This window comes from Pseudomonas sp. PA-1-6B (genome assembly GCF_021609545.1).
GTDB classification, from domain to species: Bacteria; Pseudomonadota; Gammaproteobacteria; order Pseudomonadales; family Pseudomonadaceae; genus Aquipseudomonas; species Aquipseudomonas fluorescens_BV.
The window spans coordinates 139,293-155,857 of record NZ_WJZM01000004.1 but is presented as its reverse complement, the minus strand read 5'-3'; the positions used below and the strand labels follow the sequence as shown (position 1 = coordinate 155,857).

The 16,565-nt window shown below is 59.3% G+C and carries 17 protein-coding genes; 3 read left to right on the top strand and 14 right to left on the bottom strand.

The window, feature by feature from the left end:
• Positions 1-65: 65 nt before the first annotated feature.
• The 7 genes from GIV35_RS04195 to rplM form a co-directional block, all read right to left on the bottom strand.
• A complete protein-coding gene (locus GIV35_RS04195; RefSeq protein ID WP_105225771.1) occupies positions 66-485 on the bottom strand; it encodes a ClpXP protease specificity-enhancing factor in 420 nt (139 codons plus the stop codon).
• Between the two features lie 17 nt (positions 486-502).
• Positions 503-1,120 carry a glutathione S-transferase N-terminal domain-containing protein gene (locus GIV35_RS04190; RefSeq protein ID WP_003188529.1) on the bottom strand — a complete coding sequence of 206 codons (618 nt, stop codon included), beginning with the start codon at positions 1,118-1,120 and terminating at the stop codon, positions 503-505.
• A gap of 148 nt (positions 1,121-1,268) precedes the next feature.
• Positions 1,269-2,048: a cytochrome c1 gene (locus GIV35_RS04185; RefSeq protein ID WP_014716911.1), complete on the bottom strand. Its 780-nt coding sequence runs from the start codon at positions 2,046-2,048 to the stop codon at positions 1,269-1,271.
• On the bottom strand, positions 2,048-3,259 hold the full coding sequence (locus GIV35_RS04180; protein WP_003188526.1) for a cytochrome b: 1,212 nt from the start codon (positions 3,257-3,259) through the stop codon (positions 2,048-2,050). Before GIV35_RS04180 ends, GIV35_RS04185 begins: the two co-directional genes overlap by 1 nt.
• Positions 3,259-3,852 carry a ubiquinol-cytochrome c reductase iron-sulfur subunit gene (gene petA / locus GIV35_RS04175; protein ID WP_003188524.1) on the bottom strand — a complete coding sequence of 198 codons (594 nt, stop codon included), beginning with the start codon at positions 3,850-3,852 and terminating at the stop codon, positions 3,259-3,261. Before petA ends, GIV35_RS04180 begins: the two co-directional genes overlap by 1 nt.
• A 266-nt stretch (positions 3,853-4,118) precedes the next feature.
• Positions 4,119-4,511, bottom strand: a complete 393-nt coding sequence (gene rpsI / locus GIV35_RS04170) for a 30S ribosomal protein S9 (protein ID WP_002555064.1) — start codon at positions 4,509-4,511, stop codon at positions 4,119-4,121.
• A gap of 14 nt (positions 4,512-4,525) precedes the next feature.
• Positions 4,526-4,954: a 50S ribosomal protein L13 gene (gene rplM, locus GIV35_RS04165; RefSeq protein WP_003188508.1), complete on the bottom strand. Its 429-nt coding sequence runs from the start codon at positions 4,952-4,954 to the stop codon at positions 4,526-4,528.
• 250 nt (positions 4,955-5,204) lie between these two features.
• Here rplM and GIV35_RS04160 point away from each other — a divergent pair, with 250 nt between their 5' ends.
• Positions 5,205-6,245 carry an NADP(H)-dependent aldo-keto reductase gene (locus tag GIV35_RS04160; protein WP_236264341.1) on the top strand — a complete coding sequence of 347 codons (1,041 nt, stop codon included), beginning with the start codon at positions 5,205-5,207 and terminating at the stop codon, positions 6,243-6,245.
• Between the two features lie 113 nt (positions 6,246-6,358).
• Here the strand turns inward: GIV35_RS04160 and GIV35_RS04155 are convergent, their stop codons facing one another.
• Positions 6,359-7,495 carry an acyl-CoA dehydrogenase family protein gene (locus tag GIV35_RS04155; protein ID WP_236264342.1) on the bottom strand — a complete coding sequence of 379 codons (1,137 nt, stop codon included), beginning with the start codon at positions 7,493-7,495 and terminating at the stop codon, positions 6,359-6,361.
• 220 nt (positions 7,496-7,715) lie between these two features.
• Between GIV35_RS04155 and GIV35_RS04150 the strand changes: the two genes are divergently transcribed.
• Positions 7,716-8,636: a GlxA family transcriptional regulator gene (locus tag GIV35_RS04150; RefSeq protein ID WP_177430947.1), complete on the top strand. Its 921-nt coding sequence runs from the start codon at positions 7,716-7,718 to the stop codon at positions 8,634-8,636.
• Between the two features lie 138 nt (positions 8,637-8,774).
• Here the strand turns inward: GIV35_RS04150 and zapE are convergent, their stop codons facing one another.
• The 3 genes from zapE to GIV35_RS04135 all read right to left on the bottom strand — a co-directional run bounded on the left by zapE (position 8,775) and on the right by GIV35_RS04135 (position 11,950).
• Positions 8,775-9,869 carry a cell division protein ZapE gene (gene zapE, locus GIV35_RS04145; RefSeq protein WP_003188500.1) on the bottom strand — a complete coding sequence of 365 codons (1,095 nt, stop codon included), beginning with the start codon at positions 9,867-9,869 and terminating at the stop codon, positions 8,775-8,777.
• A 79-nt stretch (positions 9,870-9,948) separates the two neighbouring features.
• Positions 9,949-11,304 carry a tryptophan--tRNA ligase gene (locus GIV35_RS04140; RefSeq protein ID WP_236264343.1) on the bottom strand — a complete coding sequence of 452 codons (1,356 nt, stop codon included), beginning with the start codon at positions 11,302-11,304 and terminating at the stop codon, positions 9,949-9,951.
• 16 nt (positions 11,305-11,320) lie between these two features.
• On the bottom strand, positions 11,321-11,950 hold the full coding sequence (locus GIV35_RS04135) for an alpha/beta hydrolase (protein WP_236264353.1): 630 nt from the start codon (positions 11,948-11,950) through the stop codon (positions 11,321-11,323).
• 146 nt (positions 11,951-12,096) lie between these two features.
• Between GIV35_RS04135 and GIV35_RS04130 the strand changes: the two genes are divergently transcribed.
• On the top strand, positions 12,097-12,534 hold the full coding sequence (locus tag GIV35_RS04130) for a YhcB family protein (RefSeq protein ID WP_003171734.1): 438 nt from the start codon (positions 12,097-12,099) through the stop codon (positions 12,532-12,534).
• Positions 12,535-12,729: 195 nt separating this feature from the next.
• Here the strand turns inward: GIV35_RS04130 and GIV35_RS04125 are convergent, their stop codons facing one another.
• The 3 genes from GIV35_RS04125 to GIV35_RS04115 all read right to left on the bottom strand — a co-directional run bounded on the left by GIV35_RS04125 (position 12,730) and on the right by GIV35_RS04115 (position 16,369).
• Positions 12,730-14,454: an ABC transporter ATP-binding protein/permease gene (locus GIV35_RS04125; RefSeq protein ID WP_236264344.1), complete on the bottom strand. Its 1,725-nt coding sequence runs from the start codon at positions 14,452-14,454 to the stop codon at positions 12,730-12,732.
• A 99-nt stretch (positions 14,455-14,553) separates the two neighbouring features.
• Positions 14,554-15,114 (bottom strand): response regulator transcription factor, encoded by a 561-nt coding sequence (locus tag GIV35_RS04120; RefSeq protein ID WP_003171731.1) that lies wholly within the window; start codon positions 15,112-15,114, stop codon positions 14,554-14,556.
• Positions 15,107-16,369 (bottom strand): ATP-binding protein, encoded by a 1,263-nt coding sequence (locus GIV35_RS04115; protein WP_200647614.1) that lies wholly within the window; start codon positions 16,367-16,369, stop codon positions 15,107-15,109. The genes GIV35_RS04120 and GIV35_RS04115 overlap by 8 nt, the downstream gene beginning before the upstream one ends.
• Positions 16,370-16,565 lie beyond the last annotated feature (196 nt).

Below are 16,565 nucleotides of genomic sequence, written 5' to 3'. Positions count from 1 at the left end.
ACGCAAAAAAAATGCCCCGACCGACGTCGGGGCATTTTTCAGACGGGTGTGTAAGCGAAATCCGCCTACTTCACCACTTTCAAGCTTGGCCGACCGCTAGGGCGCGGCGGCTCGGTATCCGGTGGCGGTACATCATCGCCGTCTTCGCCTTCGATCGTTTCGTCATCCTCTAAAGGCGACTCCAGATCGAACACCATGCCCTGGCCATTTTCCCGGGCGTAGATCCCGAGGATGGCACCGATGGGCACGAACAGCGTATGGGGCACACCGCCGAAACGCCCTTCGAAGCTCACCGCTTCGTTGTCCATGTGCAGATGGCGCACGGCACTGGGCGATACGTTCAGCACAATCTGTCCGTCACTGGCAAAACCCTGGGGTACCTGAACCGCAGGAAATTCGGAATTGACCAGCATGTGCGGGGTGCAATCGTTGTCCACAATCCACTCATAGAGCGTGCGGACCAGGTAAGGTCGACTGGAGTTCATCAACGGCTCCTTAAGCCTTAGCGCATATCACGTTCGGCACCAGACAGACTCGCCTGGAAAGCCTCACGCGCAAACTGGCGCTCCATGTAATCAAGCAACGGCTTGGCCGGCCGTGGCAGTTCAATGCCCAGAATCGGCAAACGCCAGAGTATGGGTAATAGGCAGCAATCCACCAGGCTTTGTTCCTCACTGAGGAAAAAAGGTTTATCGGCGAACAACGGCGAAACGCCGGTGAGGCTCTCGCGCAATTCCTTGCGCGCCTGCACACGAGCGGCTTCTTTGGAACGCGAATCCAGGATCACATCCACCAACCCGCACCAGTCACGCTGGATCCGATGGATCAGCAGGCGGCTGTTGGCACGCGCCACCGGGTACACCGGCAGCAAAGGCGGATGAGGGTAACGCTCATCCAAGTATTCCATCACCACGGTCGACTCCCACAACGCCAGGTCACGATCGACCAGGGTGGGCAAGCTGCCGTAAGGGTTCACTTCGATCAGCTTCGGCGGCTGACGGCCCGCCTCCACACTGATGATCTCGGCGCTGACACCCTTCTCTGCGAGCACGATGCGTACTCGGTGGGAATAGTGGTCGGCGGGGTCGGAGTAACAGGCCAACCGGTTGGTCACGCCCATGGCGGTCCTCCTCGCTTGTTGAAATTATCGAAAGCTCAAAAACGAGCGCGCCCAGAAAGCATCCCTGTAACGTCCGGTTCAAACCGGCGCTACGTGTTCAGAGATGCCGCTGGGCGCGCAAGATTAACAGCAATTGCTTACGGTTGGATCAATGCACATCCTTCCAGTATTCACGCTTGAGCAAATAAGCGAATACAAAGAAGAAAGCCAGGTACAGCAAGACGTAGGTACCGATGCGCTGATGCTGCAGTTTGACCGGGTTGGCCGAGTAGGCCAGGAAGGTCACCAGGTTCTTGACCTTCTCGTCGAACTGCTCTTCGTTCAGCGTACCGGTCTTGGGCACGATGGTCAGTTGATCGCACGCTTCATGGGTCAGCGGCGTGCCGGTCAACGGATCATATTGCTTCTTGCCGTCTTCAACGACCTGAACCTGTTTGCATCCTACCACCTGGCGCCCCTGCAGGCCGACCAGAACGTTCGGCATGCCGACGTTCGGGAAGACTTTGTTGTTCACGCCATAGGGGCGTGCAGGGTCTTCGTAGAAGGATTTGAGGTAACCGTAGAGCCAGTCGGTACCGCGTACACGAGCCACCAGGGTGAGGTCGGGCGGCGCAGCGCCGAACCAGGTCTTGGCGTCGGCCGGCTGCATGCCGATGTTCATGTGGTCGCCGATCTTGGCACCCGTGAACACCGCGTGGCTGAGCATCACTTCATGGGGGATTCCCAGGTCATCGGCAACGCGCTCGTACCGTTGGAACTTGGCGCTGTGGCACCCCATGCAGTAGTTGGTGAATGTACGCAGCCCATCCTGCATGGCGGCTTTGTCAGACACATCGATATCGACTTTTTCCAGCTGCGCACCATGTTCGGCAGCGAAGGATAGTAGCGGCAGCGCCGCAAGCACGAATGCAACGAGTAATTTTTTCATCAGCCAGTCACCCTTTCCGGAACCGGTTTGGTCTTCTCGAGCCGGGTATAGAACGGCATCAGAATAAAGTAGGCGAAGTACAGGAAGGTGCAGACCTGCGACAGCAACGTCCGCTCAGGGGTGGGCGCCAATACACCCAACACACCCAGGATCACGAACGAAATGCAGAACACCCACAGCCAGATCTTGCTCAGCCAGCCTTTGTAGCGCATTGACTTGACCGGGCTACGGTCGAGCCACGGCAGCACGAACAGCACCGCGATGGCCGCGCCCATGGCGATCACGCCCATGAGTTTGTCGGGGATCGCACGCAAGATCGCGTAGAACGGCGTGAAGTACCAGACCGGGGCAATGTGCTCAGGTGTCTTGAAGGCGTTGGCCTGTTCGAAGTTAGGCTTCTCCAGGAAATAACCACCCATCTCCGGGAAAAAGAACACGATCGAGCAGAACACAAACAGGAACACGACCACGCCGACAATGTCTTTCACGGTGTAGTACGGGTGGAACGGAATGCCATCCAGCGGGATGCCGTTTTCGTCCTTGTGCTTCTTGATGTCCACGCCATCCGGGTTGTTGGAACCCACTTCGTGCAGCGCCAGGATATGCAATACCACCAGGCCCAGGATCACGATCGGCAAGGCCACCACGTGCAAGGCGAAGAAGCGGTTCAGGGTGATGCCGGAGATCAGGTAGTCACCACGAATCCACTGGGTCAGGTCGTTGCCGATCACCGGGATTGCGCCGAACAGCGAGATGATCACCTGGGCGCCCCAGTAAGACATCTGGCCCCAAGGTAGCAGGTAGCCCATGAAGGCTTCGGCCATCAGCGCCAGATAGATCAACATGCCGAAGACCCACACCAGCTCACGGGGCTTCTGGTACGAGCCGTAGAGCAGGCCGCGGAACATGTGCAGGTAGACGACGATAAAGAACGCCGACGCGCCAGTGGAGTGCAGCAGGCGCAGGATCGAGCCGTACTCGACATCACGCATGATGTATTCGACAGAGGCAAACGCCTCTTCCGCCGACGGCGTGTAGCTCATCGTCAACCACACGCCGGTGACGATCTGGTTGACCAGCACCAACAGGGCCAGGGAGCCGAAGAAGTAGAAAAAGTTGAAGTTTTTCGGCGCGTAATATTTGCTGAGATGGTCTTCCCACATTTTAGTGGCGGGGAAGCGCGCATCCACCCAATCCATGAACTTGCTCATCACGCGTTCTCCTTGTCGAGGCCAATGACAATGATGTCGTCAGATTCGTAATTGTGAGGAGGAACCGGCAGGTTCAGGGGGGCGGGCTGGGATTTGTAGACGCGGCCCGCAAGGTCATAGTGGGAACCGTGGCACGGGCAGAAATAACCGCCGACCCAGTCTTTGCCCAAATCGACAGGCGCCACTTCCGGGCGGAAGGTAGGTGAGCAACCCAGATGGGTACAAAGACCAACCAGCAGCAGAATCTCTGGCTTGATCGAACGTGCTTCGTTCTTGGCGTAGGCGGGCTGGTCGGACTTTTCGGATGTCGGGTCAGACAGCTGGCCTTCGATCTTCTTCAGATTCCCCAGGATTTCCTCGGTACGACGAACAATGAAAACCGGCTGGCCGCGCCACTCAGCAATCATCTGCTGGCCTGGCTCGATCTTGCTGACATTCACCTTCACCGGTGCACCTGCGGCTTTCGCCTTGGCACTGGGAAACCATGACCCCACGAACGGGACCGCAGCCCCCACCGCTCCTGCAGCACCCACCACGGATGTGGCTGCTACCAAGAAGCGACGCCGGCCTGCATTCACGCCGTCATTGCTCATTCAGTCCTCTCCCATCAGCTTTTTGGCCTGTTAAATCAGGCGTCTACTAAGTGTTGAATCTTTACTTATAAAAATTTTGACGGATGGTAATGAAAAGCCCCACGTATGACAAGGGAATTGCCCGGGGCTCCGCCTCCAGGCCTTGTAGTATAGGGGGTCTACGGATGTGGCAAGTTGTCACGGCGAAAAATGTGCATAAATCGCAGGCAATAAAAAACGCCCAGCTCCGTGAGGAGGCTGGGCGTTTTTGTGGAACGTAAAGCGAATTAACGCTTCGAGTACTGCGGACGCTTACGCGCTTTACGCAGACCGACTTTCTTACGTTCAACTTCACGAGCATCGCGAGTCACGAAGCCAGCTTTGCGCAGAGCGCCACGCAGGGTTTCGTCGTACTGCATCAGAGCGCGAGTGATACCGTGGCGGATTGCGCCAGCTTGACCACTTACACCGCCACCGATAACGGTGACGTAGATGTCGAACTTTTCAACGGTCTCGGTCAATTCCAGCGGCTGACGAACTACCATGCGGGCAGTTTCGCGACCGAAGAAGTTGTCCAGGGAGCGGTTGTTGATCGAGATGTTACCAGTGCCCGGACGCAGGAAAACGCGTGCGGTTGCGGTTTTGCGACGGCCAGTGCCGTAATTTTGAGTCGCCGACATAATGAACTATTCCGTTAAAACTTCAGTTCTTGGGGCTGCTGAGCAGCATGAGGGTGTACAGCGCCCGCATAGACTTTCAGCTTGCGAAACATATCGCGACCCAGTGGGCCCTTAGGCAGCATGCCTTTGACCGCGATTTCGATCGGGGCTTCAGGCTTCTTGGCAATCAGGCCTTCGAAGTTGGAAGACTTGATACCGCCTGGGAAACCGGAGTGACGGTAGTACATTTTGTCGCTTGCTTTGTTGCCGGTTACACGAACCTGCTCAGCATTGATGATGACGATGTAGTCGCCGGTATCAACGTGCGGGGTGTATTCAGGCTTGTGCTTGCCACGCAGACGGCTGGCGACTTCAGTGGCCAGACGACCCAGGGTCTGACCAGCGGCGTCGACGACAAACCAGTCGCGCTGAACTGTTTCCGGTTTTGCAGTAAAAGTTGTCATTCTTTAATAGCCTCAGGGGCCGCCTGTAAATTTAGACGGCGGATCTTACTGAATAGTGCGTACTTTGACAAGGTCAAAGGCAGCCGGATACAGACGCTATCGGGGGCTCGGGTCGGCGCGTCCGTTCAACGGCAAGATTCTTCGGCAGGCGGCGCATCACTTCCACTGCAGAAAGAGGTGGGCAATTATGCAGATTGCGAAAAAAAATTCAACCTGCTTTTATGATTGTTTTCCCCCGAAGGAGTACCCGATGGATTACCGACAGCTGGGCCGCACCGATCTGAATGTCAGCGCGATCGCGTTGGGCACCATGACCTGGGGCGAGCAGAACAGCGAGGCAGAGGCCTTCGCGCAGATCGAACGGGCCAAGGCCGCGGGGATCAACTTCCTCGACACTGCAGAAATGTACCCGGTGCCGCCCAAGGCCGACACCTACGCCACCACCGAGCGCTACATCGGCAACTACTTCAAAAGCCGTGGCGACCGCGCCGACTGGATCCTTGCCAGCAAAATCGCCGGCCCCGGCAACACCATCGACTACATCCGCGATGGCCACCTGCGCCACAACCGCAAGCACATCGGCGCAGCCCTCGACGCCAGCCTCAAGCGCCTGCAGACCGACTGGATCGACCTCTACCAACTGCATTGGCCGGAGCGCAGCACCAACTTCTTCGGCCAGTTGAGCTACAAGCACAAGGACGAAGACGACCTCACGCCACTGGAGGAAACGCTCGAAGCCCTGGATGAACAGGTGAAGGCCGGCAAGATCCGCCACATTGGCCTGTCCAACGAAACGCCGTGGGGCACCATGAAGTTCCTCGCCCTGGCTGAAGCCCGTGGCTGGCCGCGTGCAGTGTCGATCCAAAACCCCTACAACCTGCTCAACCGCAGCTTTGAAGTGGGCCTGGCGGAAGTTGCCATTCGTGAGCAGTGCGGCTTGCTGGCCTATTCGCCTTTGGCGTTCGGCATGCTCAGTGGCAAGTATGAAGACGGCGCACGTCCGGCCAAGGCGCGCCTGACCGAGTACAGCCGTTTCAGCCGCTACTTCAACCCGCAATCGGAAGCGGCATGCAGCCGCTATGTGGCGTTGGCGCGCGAGCATGGCCTGGACCCGGCGCAGATGGCGCTGGCGTTTGTGACACAGCAGCCGTTTGTGACCAGCAATATCATTGGGGCCACATCACTGGAACAACTGGACAGCAACATCGCCAGTGCCGATCTGAAATTGTCGAAAGAGGTGCTGGAAGGGATTGAGGCGATTCAGAAGGATCATCCGAATCCAGCGCCTTGATTGATCGGTAGACCGCTATCGCAGGCAAGCCAGCTCCCACATTTTGATCTGTGAATGCATTCAAGTGTGGGAGCTGGCTTGCCTGCGATGAGGCCATCAAGAACACCAGAACATCAAAGCGCCCTCGCAATGATCTCCTTCATGATCTCATTGGTCCCCGCATAAATGCGCTGCACCCGAGCATCCGCCCAGGCCCGGGCAATCGGGTATTCCCACATGAAGCCGTAGCCGCCATGCAACTGCACGCACTCATCGAGCACCTTGCACTGCAGGTCGGTGGCCCAGTACTTGGCCATCGCCGCCGTGGGCACGTCCAGCTTGCCTTCCAGATGCAAGGCCATGCACTGATCGACAAACACGCGGCCAATCTGAATCTCGGTGGCCATCTCCGCCAGCTTGAACCGGGTGTTCTGGAAATCGGCAATCGCCTTGCCGAACGCCTTGCGCTCTCGCGTGTACTCAAGGGTCCATTGCAACGCCGCTTCGGCTGAAGACAGCGCGCCAATCGCCACAGTCAGGCGTTCTTGCGGCAGTTCCTGCATCAGGTAGGCAAAGCCCATGCCCGCCTGGCCCAGCAGGTTCTCCTTGGGCACACGCACGTCCTGGAAGAACAGCTCCGAGGTGTCCTGGGCCTTCATGCCGACTTTTTCCAGGCGCTTGCCCTTGTCGAAGCCCGGCGTGTCGGCTTCCACCAGGAACAGGCTGGTGCCCTTGGCGCCGGCCTTGGGGTCGGTCTTGGCAACGACGATCACCAGATCGGCCAGGTAGCCGTTGGTGATAAAGGTCTTGGAGCCGTTGATCACGTACTCATCGCCGTCCAAAACCGCTGTGGTCTTGACGCCCTGCAGGTCGGAACCAGCGCCCGGCTCGGTCATGGCAATGGCCGTGACCATCTCCCCGGAGATCAACTTGGGCAGGTACTTGTGCTTCAGTGCTTCACTGCCGTAATGCAGGATGTAAGGCGCGACGATATCCGAGTGCAGGGAAAAGCCGATGCCGGTCAAACCCAGGCGGCTGACTTCTTCGATCACCACCGCGCTGTAGAGAAAATCCGCGCCCAGCCCGCCATATTCCTCTGGCAGGTGGGAACACAACATGCCCGCCTCCCCCGCCTGGTTCCACAGGTTACGTTCGATATAGCCCTGCTTTTCCCATTGCCCATGGAAGGGCACGGCGTGCTTTTCGAGGAAGGTGCGCACGCTCTCACGGAAGAGTTCGTGCTCCGAGCTGAACAAGGTTCTGGGGATCATGGGTCACCTGCGTGGATTGTCGGACAAGGACGAGCCCACAGAGCCTATGCCCCGAAGGCGTCACGGGACACTGGACACATGCGACAAAAAATAAGACGATCCAGCCGTCTGGTGACCACTTTCCCCTATAAGAATAAATGAAATTATGTCTAACCAAATCTCCACGCCGTTGCGGCGCGTCAGCATTTTGGCCATTGATCGGGTATTCGCTTCAACCCTCATGCAAGCCAAGGATTTCTTCCATCTCGCCAGCCTGCGCCATGGCAAACAGCAAGGCCTGGGCCTGACCCCAGGGTTCGAAACGCGCCTGGTCAGCCCCGACGGCCAGTCAGTGCGCAGCTTCAGCGATGTAATCATGCCGGTGGACGGCGGCCTCGAAGACGCCGACATTATTGTGCTGCCAGCTTTCTGGGACGACTTCGATGCCCTGTGCACCCGCTACCCGCAAGTGCTGCCGTGGCTGCGCGAGCAGCACGCCCGCGGCGCCGTACTCTGCGGCGAGGCCACCGGGGTGTTCTGGCTGGCCGAAGCCGGGCTGCTCGATGGCAAGGAGGCGACCACCTACTGGCGCTTCTTCAATGCCTTCAGCGAGCGCTTCCCCAAGGTGCAGCTCAATCAGGACAAGCACCTCACGGATGCCGATAACCTGTATTGCGCCGGCGGCACCACGTCGGCCTGCGACCTTTATATTTACCTGATCGAACGCTTCTGCGGCGCCAACATCGCCCAGGCGGTGGCCCGCGACATTCTCTATGAGGTGCAGCGCAACTATTCACCGGGGCGGATCGGGTTTGGCGGGCAGAAGCTGCATCAGGACGTGATCATCCTGCAGATCCAGCATTGGCTTGAAGAGCACTTCGCCGACAAATTCCGCTTTGAAGACGTCGCCCGGGAACACGGCATGAGCATCCGCAACTTCATGCGCCGCTTCCAGGCCGCGACCGGTGACAAGCCGCTGCATTACCTGCAACGCCTGCGCATCGAGACCGCCAAGGGCCTGCTCTCGGGCAGCCGCAAGAGCATCAAGACCATCAGCTACGAGGTGGGTTACGACGATGCGAGTTTCTTTGCGCGGTTGTTCAGGCAGCACACGGAGTTGTCGCCCAACCAGTACAGGCAGCAGTTCCAGCAGGCCGCCTGATCTCAGGCAGACATAAAGCATTGTGGGAGCTGGCTTGCCTGCGATGACGGTGTATCAGCCAGCCTATAGCTGACTGATACACCCCCATCGCAGGCAAGCCCGGCTCCCACATTAGATCTCCATTGAGCCGGAGATTGATTAAGGCTTGTGGCCGCGCGACAGGAACTCGTGGGACTGCATTTCCAGCAGGCGGCTTAGGGTGCGCTGGAATTCGAAATTCAAGCGGCCGCCGGTATAGAGGTCCTTGAGTTCGACTTCCGCCGAGATGATCAGCTTGACGTTACGGTCGTAGAACTCATCGACCATGTTGATGAACCGTCGGGCGATATCGTCGGTGGTCACGCCCATCTGTTCCACACCACTCAAGATCACGGCGTGGAAGATCTTGCCCAGCTCGATGTAATCGTTCTGGCTGCGTGGCCCATCGCACAGTTGGCGGAACTCGAACCAGGCCACATCATCGCAGGTGCGCAGTGCGATGATTTCGCGGTTCTCGATCATCAGCTTGTCGTTTTCCACCGCCTGGGTGCATTCCGGCGTCAGGGCACGGAAGCTTTTCTTCAGGCTTTCGTGTGCTGCTTCGTTGAGCGGGAAGTGGAACAGCTCGGCTTGCTCCAGATGACGCAAGCGGTAGTCGACGCCGCTGTCGACGTTGACGATATCGGTGTTCTGCTTGATCAGCGCAATGGCCGGCAGGAAGCGCGCACGTTGCAGGCCGTCCTTGTACAGGCCATCGGGCACGATGTTCGACGTGGCCACCAGGGTCACACCGTTCTTGAACAGTTCTTCCATCAGCGTGCCAAGGATCATGGCGTCGGTGATGTCAGAGACGAAGAATTCATCGAAGCAGATCACCCGGGCCTCTTGGGAGAAACGCTTGGCGATGATGGTCAGCGGGTTTTTCTCGCCCGGCAGGGTCTTCATCTCTTCGTGCACGCGCTTCATGAAGCGGTGGAAGTGCGTACGCACCTTTTCCTTGAACGGCAGTGCTTCAAAGAAGGTGTCTACCAGGTAAGTCTTGCCCCGGCCCACGCCGCCCCAGAAATACAGGCCCTTGACCGGCGTGTGGTCTTTCTTGCCAAACAGCTTGCTGAACATCCCTGGCTTGCTTTGCGACGCGGCCACGAGGTCCTCGTACAGGCGCTGCAAATGACGCACGGCATTTTCCTGGGCCGCGTCGTGGAAGAACTCGGGGCGTTTCAGATCAGCTTGATATCGTTCTAGGGGCGTCATAATTTCGTTAGCAAGGCAACAAAAACGGGCCGACACTGTAACGACGGCCCTGGATAATGGCAATCAACCCTTGGTCGGGTTAATCCTCGATTGGGGCTAACGCAGCGCGCAAGGCTTCGATGGCCGCGTCACGCGATGCTTCATTGGCGTACTCGGCACTGTCAGCTACTGCGGCGCCGTCCAGCCATACGCTGAAGCCCAAAGCCTCGGCGCGTACGTCCAGCGCATCGCCACTTTGCAGTTGCTTGGTCACCGCGCCGGCTGCTTTGCCATCGGTAAAGTTGCGCGACAACAGCAGTTGCTCGCCGTCGGCGGCCAACAGGCGGAAGCGGAAGCTGCCATCGTCTTCACGGAAGCTCACAAACCGTGCAGCCTTCGCTGCTTTTTTCTTGGTGGCGACCGGCGCCGCCGTCTGGTTGACGAACGAACGCAGGCCCACCGCTTCACGCAGCTCGGCCAGGAACGGTGCCGCCACAGCGCGGGCCTTCTTGGCGCCGACCTGCAGCAGGTCCTCCATGTCCGATGGGCGCGCCATCAGTTGATGGTAACGCTCGCGCGCTTCGCCGAGCTGGCCGTCGAGCAGTTGGAACAGACGGTTCTTGGCCTCGCCCCAGCTTAGGCCTTCTAGCAGCTCGCCACGGAATTGGGCTTCCTGGGCCTTGGTCGCAAACGCCTGGTACAGGGTGAACAGGTGCGAATTGTCCGGATCCTTGGCTTCGCCTGGCGCGCGCGAGTCGGTGACGATCCGCGAGATCGCGTCCTTCATGTCCTTGGCGCTGGTGAACAATGGGATGGTGTTGTCGTAGCTCTTGGACATCTTGCGGCCATCCAGGCCCGGCAAGGTGGCCACGCTTTCTTCGATCAACGCCTCGGGCATGGTGAAGAATTCTTTACCGTTGCCGAACAGGTGGTTGAAGCGCTGGCCGATGTCGCGGGCCATTTCCACGTGCTGGATCTGGTCGCGGCCCACCGGCACCTTGTGCGCGTTGAACATCAGGATGTCCGCTGCCATCAGCACCGGGTAGCTGTACAGGCCCATGCTGATGCCCGCATCCGGGTCTTCACCGTTTTCCACGTTCTTGTCCACCGAGGCCTTGTAGGCATGGGCGCGGTTGAGCAGGCCCTTGGCGGCAACGCAGGTCAGCAGCCAGGTCAGCTCGGGGATTTCCGGGATGTCCGACTGGCGGTAGAAGGTCACCCGGTTCACATCCAGGCCACCGGCCAGCCAGGTCGCGGCGATTTCCATACGCGAGCGCTGGATGCGCTGCGGGTCATCGCATTTGATCAGGGCGTGGTAGTCGGCCAGGAAGTAGAAGGAATCGGCATTCGCGTCTTCGCTGGCGAGGATCGCCGGGCGAATCGCACCGGCGTAGTTGCCCAGGTGCGGCGTGCCGGTGGTGGTGATGCCGGTGAGGATACGGGTACGGGTCGTCATGGGTGATCGCTTGTCATCAATTCGAAAGGCGTGGCAGCACCAGATCCTTGAGATCGGTCAGCTTGCCGTGAAAAAAGTGTCCGCATTCTGCCACTTTCAGCAACTCATGGGGGCGTTTGAGGGCGGCGGACCAGTCGTAGACCAGCTGCGGGTCAACCACTTCGTCGCTTTCCGGTTGGATCAGGGTCAACGGGCAGCCCAGCGGTAACGCGTCGGTATCGCGCAGGCGCATCACCGCAGCGGCGATCATGAACAGGTGTGCGAGCTTTTCACCTTTGGCTTCCAGGCGGCCGCCGAGGCTGGCGGCCACATACCCACCGAAAGAAAAACCCAGCAAGGTGATTGGCAGGTCAGGGTGCTTTTCCCGCAGCCAGGTGGCGGCCGCTTCAGCATCGTCGACCTCACCGGTGCCCATATCGTGAGTACCGGCACTGGCACCCACGCCACGGTAATTGAAGCGCAAAGTAATCAAACCCGCATCGCGGGCAGTGCGTTGCAGGGTCGAGACGACTTTATTGAGCATGGTCCCCCCCTGCACCGGGTTAGGGTGGCAAACCAGCGCCAGGCCACGTGGTTCGGGGTGATCCAGGTACAAGGCTTCCAATTGGCCCACCGGGCCATCGATCAAAACGGGGGTTTCACGCATGAGCAAGGATGAACTCCGTGACCTCTCAAGGGGTCGACTCGTCTAGCTAAAAGTCTGTGCATGGCATCATTGCGAGCTTAATCGCGGTATACAGCGCAGGTTTGAGCCGTTAACGTAAAGCAAAGCCGTTTATAGAGGAAGGACTCGTGGAACACTCGCTCTTAGTTTGGTTGTTGCCGACTCTTGCCCTGGTTGCCGGTGTCGCCATTGGTTTCCTGGTTGCCCGCCTGCTGCCGAATGCCGCGCCTAACCGCACGCAACGTCAGCTGGATGACATTCAGGAACGTTTTGACAGTTATCAGAACGAGGTTGTTACCCACTTCAACAGCACCGCGACCCTGGTCAAGAAGCTCACCCAGAGCTACCAGGAAGTACAGGATCACCTCGCCGATGGCGCTAACCGCCTGGCCCTCGACGACATCACCCGCCAGCGCCTGCTGGCCGCGCTGCATTCCGATGCCCCGCAAACCCCACGGGAACGCCTGACCCCGCCTCGGGAAAACCAGGAGCCACCACGGGACTACGCGCCAAAGACGCCGAACGCTCCAGGCATGTTGGATGAGCATTACGGCTTGAAGAAGTAAGTCATCTTCGAGCAACAAAAAGCCCGGCTGATCGATGATCAGCCGGGCTTTTTGTTGGGTGCCTGAACCATCAGACAACACCATGCCCCTGTGGGAGCTGGCTTGCCTGCGATAGCGGTGTGCCCGTTGACACACCTGCCTCAGGCACTCCGCCATCGCGGGCAAGCCCGGCTCCCACATTGAGCGAGCAGGCGCTCAAGTGAGTTGTTGTTCCTGCAACCGCCCACCGTCAATGCGCACATGTCGCCCATGAAAGCGCTTGAGGCTGCTGCGGTGGCCGACGCTGACGATGCTCAACCCCGGCAACTCATCGATCAACGCCTGGTACAAGGTTGCTTCGTCTTCTTCATCCATGGCCGAGGTAGCCTCATCCATGTACAGCCATCGCGGTGCAAACAACAACGCGCGGGCAAAGGCCAGGCGCTGTTGCTCGCCGGGCGAGAGCATGCGTTGCCAGTGGTTGGCTTCATCCAGGCGGCTGACCAGATGGGGCAGGCGACAGGTTTCCAGCACCTGTGCATAACGTTCTGGTGAATAGACACTGTCGTCCTGTGGATAACTCAACACGGCCTTGAGCGTACCAATCGGCAGGTAAGGCTTTTGCGGCAGGAACAGGTAGCGCGTCGCCGGCAAGCGAATGCTGCCATGACCGGCGGGCCACAGATGCCCCATCGCCCGCAGCAAAGTGCTCTTGCCGCTGCCGGAACGCCCGCTGAGCATGACGCGCTGGCCAGGCTCCACGGTCATGTGGGCGTCGGTGAGCAAATGGCGGCCGTCGGCCAGGTCCATGCCCAGGTCCTTGATCACCAGGCGCTCGCCTTCAGGGCGCACGTCGATCGCCGGCGTGCGTTGCTCGTTGTCGCTCATGGCCTGCTGGAAACTCAGCAGACGGTCGCTGGTGGCGCGCCATGTCGCCAGCTCCGAATAGGCGTTGATAAACCAGCTGAAGTTCTCTTGCACGTTGCCGAACGCCGAGTTGATTTGCATCAGCTCGCCCAGCTCGATCTTGCCAGTGAAGTAGCGCGGCGCGGCGACGATAAAGGGGAAGATGATCGCGATCTGGCTGTAGCCAGCGGTGAAAAAGGTCAGGCGCTTGGACACTTTCATGATGTCCCAGAAGTTCTGCCAGACCTTGCCGAAGCGCGAACTCAGGCGTTGCCTTTCATTCGGCTCGCCGTTGTACAGGGCAATACTTTCGGCATTCTCACGCACCCGCACCATGGAAAAACGCAGGTCCGCTTCGAAGCGTTGCTGTTGATTGCTCAGGCCGATCAAGCGCCGGCCGATCAAGTGCGTCAGCCAACTGCCCACAGCGGCGTACAGCAGCGCACACCAGAACATGTAACCGGGGATGGTGACGCCGAACACTTCGATGCTACCCGAGACGCCCCACAGGATGATCGAGAATGACACCAGGCTGACCACGTTACGCAGCAACCCAAGGCCCAGACTCAAGGTACCGGACGTGAAGTTGTTAAGGTCTTCGGAAATCCGCTGGTCCGGGTTATCGGTGTAGCCGCCCTGCTCCAGCTGGTAATAATTCTTGTGCGCCAGCCAACGGCTGAAGTGTTTTTCGGTGAGCCAGGCGCGCCAGCGGATCGTCAGCATCTGGGTCAGGTAAAGGCGGTACACCGCGCCGAGTATCGCCACCGCCGCGATCCCGCCGAAATAGCCGATCAGTTGCCAGAAGGCCGCGGTGTCTTTCTTCTCCAGGGCGTTGTAGAAGTCTTTGTACCAGTGGTTGATCCACACGGAGATCGCCACGCTGAACAGCGACAGGCCAATCACTGCGGCCAGCAGCAGCCAGGCCCTGCCCTTCTCTTCACTGCGCCAATAGGGTGTGATCATCGCCCAGGTTCGGCGGAAGAATTGCCCACGCACCGCGTCGTTGACCGCGCGATATTCAGCGTTCTGATTCATCGTTCAGGCTCGGTAGGAAAAAGTCACAGGCGTTTGAACCGATCATAGGTGATCGGTTCGTGCGTCCGTGCAGCCTGAAGTGAGTTGTTCAGTCGCCGTTCAGCGTCGTACCGGGCGCTTCTGCAACTTGCGTTGCAGCGTGCGGCGGTGCATGCCCAGGGCGCGGGCGGTGGCGGAGATGTTGCCTTCGTGTTCGGTCAACACGCGCTGGATGTGTTCCCACTGCAGGCGGTCCACCGACATCGGATTTTCCGGCACCAGGGTGTCGAGGTCGGCATGCTCGGACAGCAAGGCGGCCAGCACGTCGTCGGCATCCGCGGGTTTGCACAGGTAGTTGCAGGCGCCGCGCTTGATCGCCTCGACGGCGGTGGCGATGCTGGAGTAACCGGTGAGGATCACCACGCGCATTTCCGGATCGAGTTCCAGCAGCTTGGGCAGCAGCACCAGGCCCGAGTCGCCGTCCATTTTAAGGTCGAGGGCGGCGTAGTCCGGCAGGTCGGCCTGGGCGATGGTCAGGCCTTCTTCGGCAGAACCTGCGGTGCTGACGCGAAAACCGCGCCGGCTCATGGCGCGCGCCATCACGCGGGTAAAGGTCGCGTCGTCATCTACCAGCAACAGGTGCGGCAGTTCTTCGCCTTCGACTTGGATCTCGTCACTCATCGATATCTCCTCGTGCGACACGGGGCAGGCGCAGCTCGGTGAGCGTGCCACCTTCCTCATGACTATAGAGCTTCACTGAGCCGCCCGCGCGGGTCACGCTAGCCTTGCTCAAAAACAGGCCCAGGCCGAAGCCTTTGCCCTTGGTGGTAAAGAAGGGTTTGCCGATTTGCTCGGCAATGGCCAGCGGCACGCCCGCGCCGTGGTCACGAATGCTGATGGTGACGTTTTCCGCGTCCCAGTCCAACTGCACCCCGAGGCCTTCAGGGCAGGCGTCGGCTGCATTGTTCAGCAAGTTGAGCAGCGCCTGGGTCAGGTCCGGCGGTGGCGCCATGCGCGGTACGCTGCCTTGGCCCAACAGGTTGAAACGGTAACTGGCTTCGGGACGCATCAGGTGCCAGCGGTTGAGTGCCTCATCGAGCCACTGGGTGACGTCTTGCATTTCGACCGCCAGACGACGATTGGCTTCGGCGGCGCGCACCAGTTGCTGCAGCGTCAGCTTGCACTGTTTGACCTGCTCCTGCAGTACGCTCAAATCATCCTGCAGGACCGGGTCGTGATGGTCCTGGGTCATTTCCTTGAGCAGCACGCTCATGGTCGCCAGCGGCGTGCCCAACTCATGGGCGGCGCCAGCGGCCTGGGTGGCAACGGCCAGCAGTTGCTGGTCACGCAGGCCCTCTTCACGGCGAATGGCGCGCAGTTCTTCCTGGCGGCGCAATTCTTCGGCCATGCGCGCGGCAAAGAAGGTAATGACTGCCGCAGACAAGGCAAAGCTCAACCACATCCCGTAGATCTGCAGGTTTTCCCGGGCGATGGGGAATGTCTGCAAGGGGTAGAACTGCGCCAACAGCAGGGTGTACAGCGTCAGCGCAATGCCCGACAGCACCACCGAATAGCGCCACGGCAGGGTGACGGCAGCGATGGTCAAAGGCACCAGGTAGTAGGAGACGAAGGGGTTGGTAGAACCACCGGAGAAGTACAGCAACACGCTGTGGATAAACAGGTCGCAGGCCAGTTGCAGGGCGTATTCCAGCTCGGTCACAGGCCAAGTGGTGCGCAGTCGAATGGCGGTGAACACACACAATACGGTGGAGAAGCCCAGGGTCACGGCCAATTGCAGCCAGGGCAGCGGCAGCAGGTCGAACCAATAGGCAAGCCCGACGGAACCGGCCTGTGCGGCCAATACCAGGGTGCGAATGAACGTCAGGCGCCAAAGGTTCTGGCGGGTGGCGGAAGTCAGTTTTACGGCGGCGAGCATGAGCTCTCCTGATGAGCGCTGCAGGTATATCGCACCGAGTATAACCAAGACACGAGGACGGCAGGGCTTATGCGGCAAACCGCCACAGCGCGGCCTTCTCCTACCCACATAATTTGGCGCATTACTTACAGGAACCAAGGTGAGCATCGGACCACCCAGAGGCCTACCGCCCACCGATGGGCATCATCATGCCTCG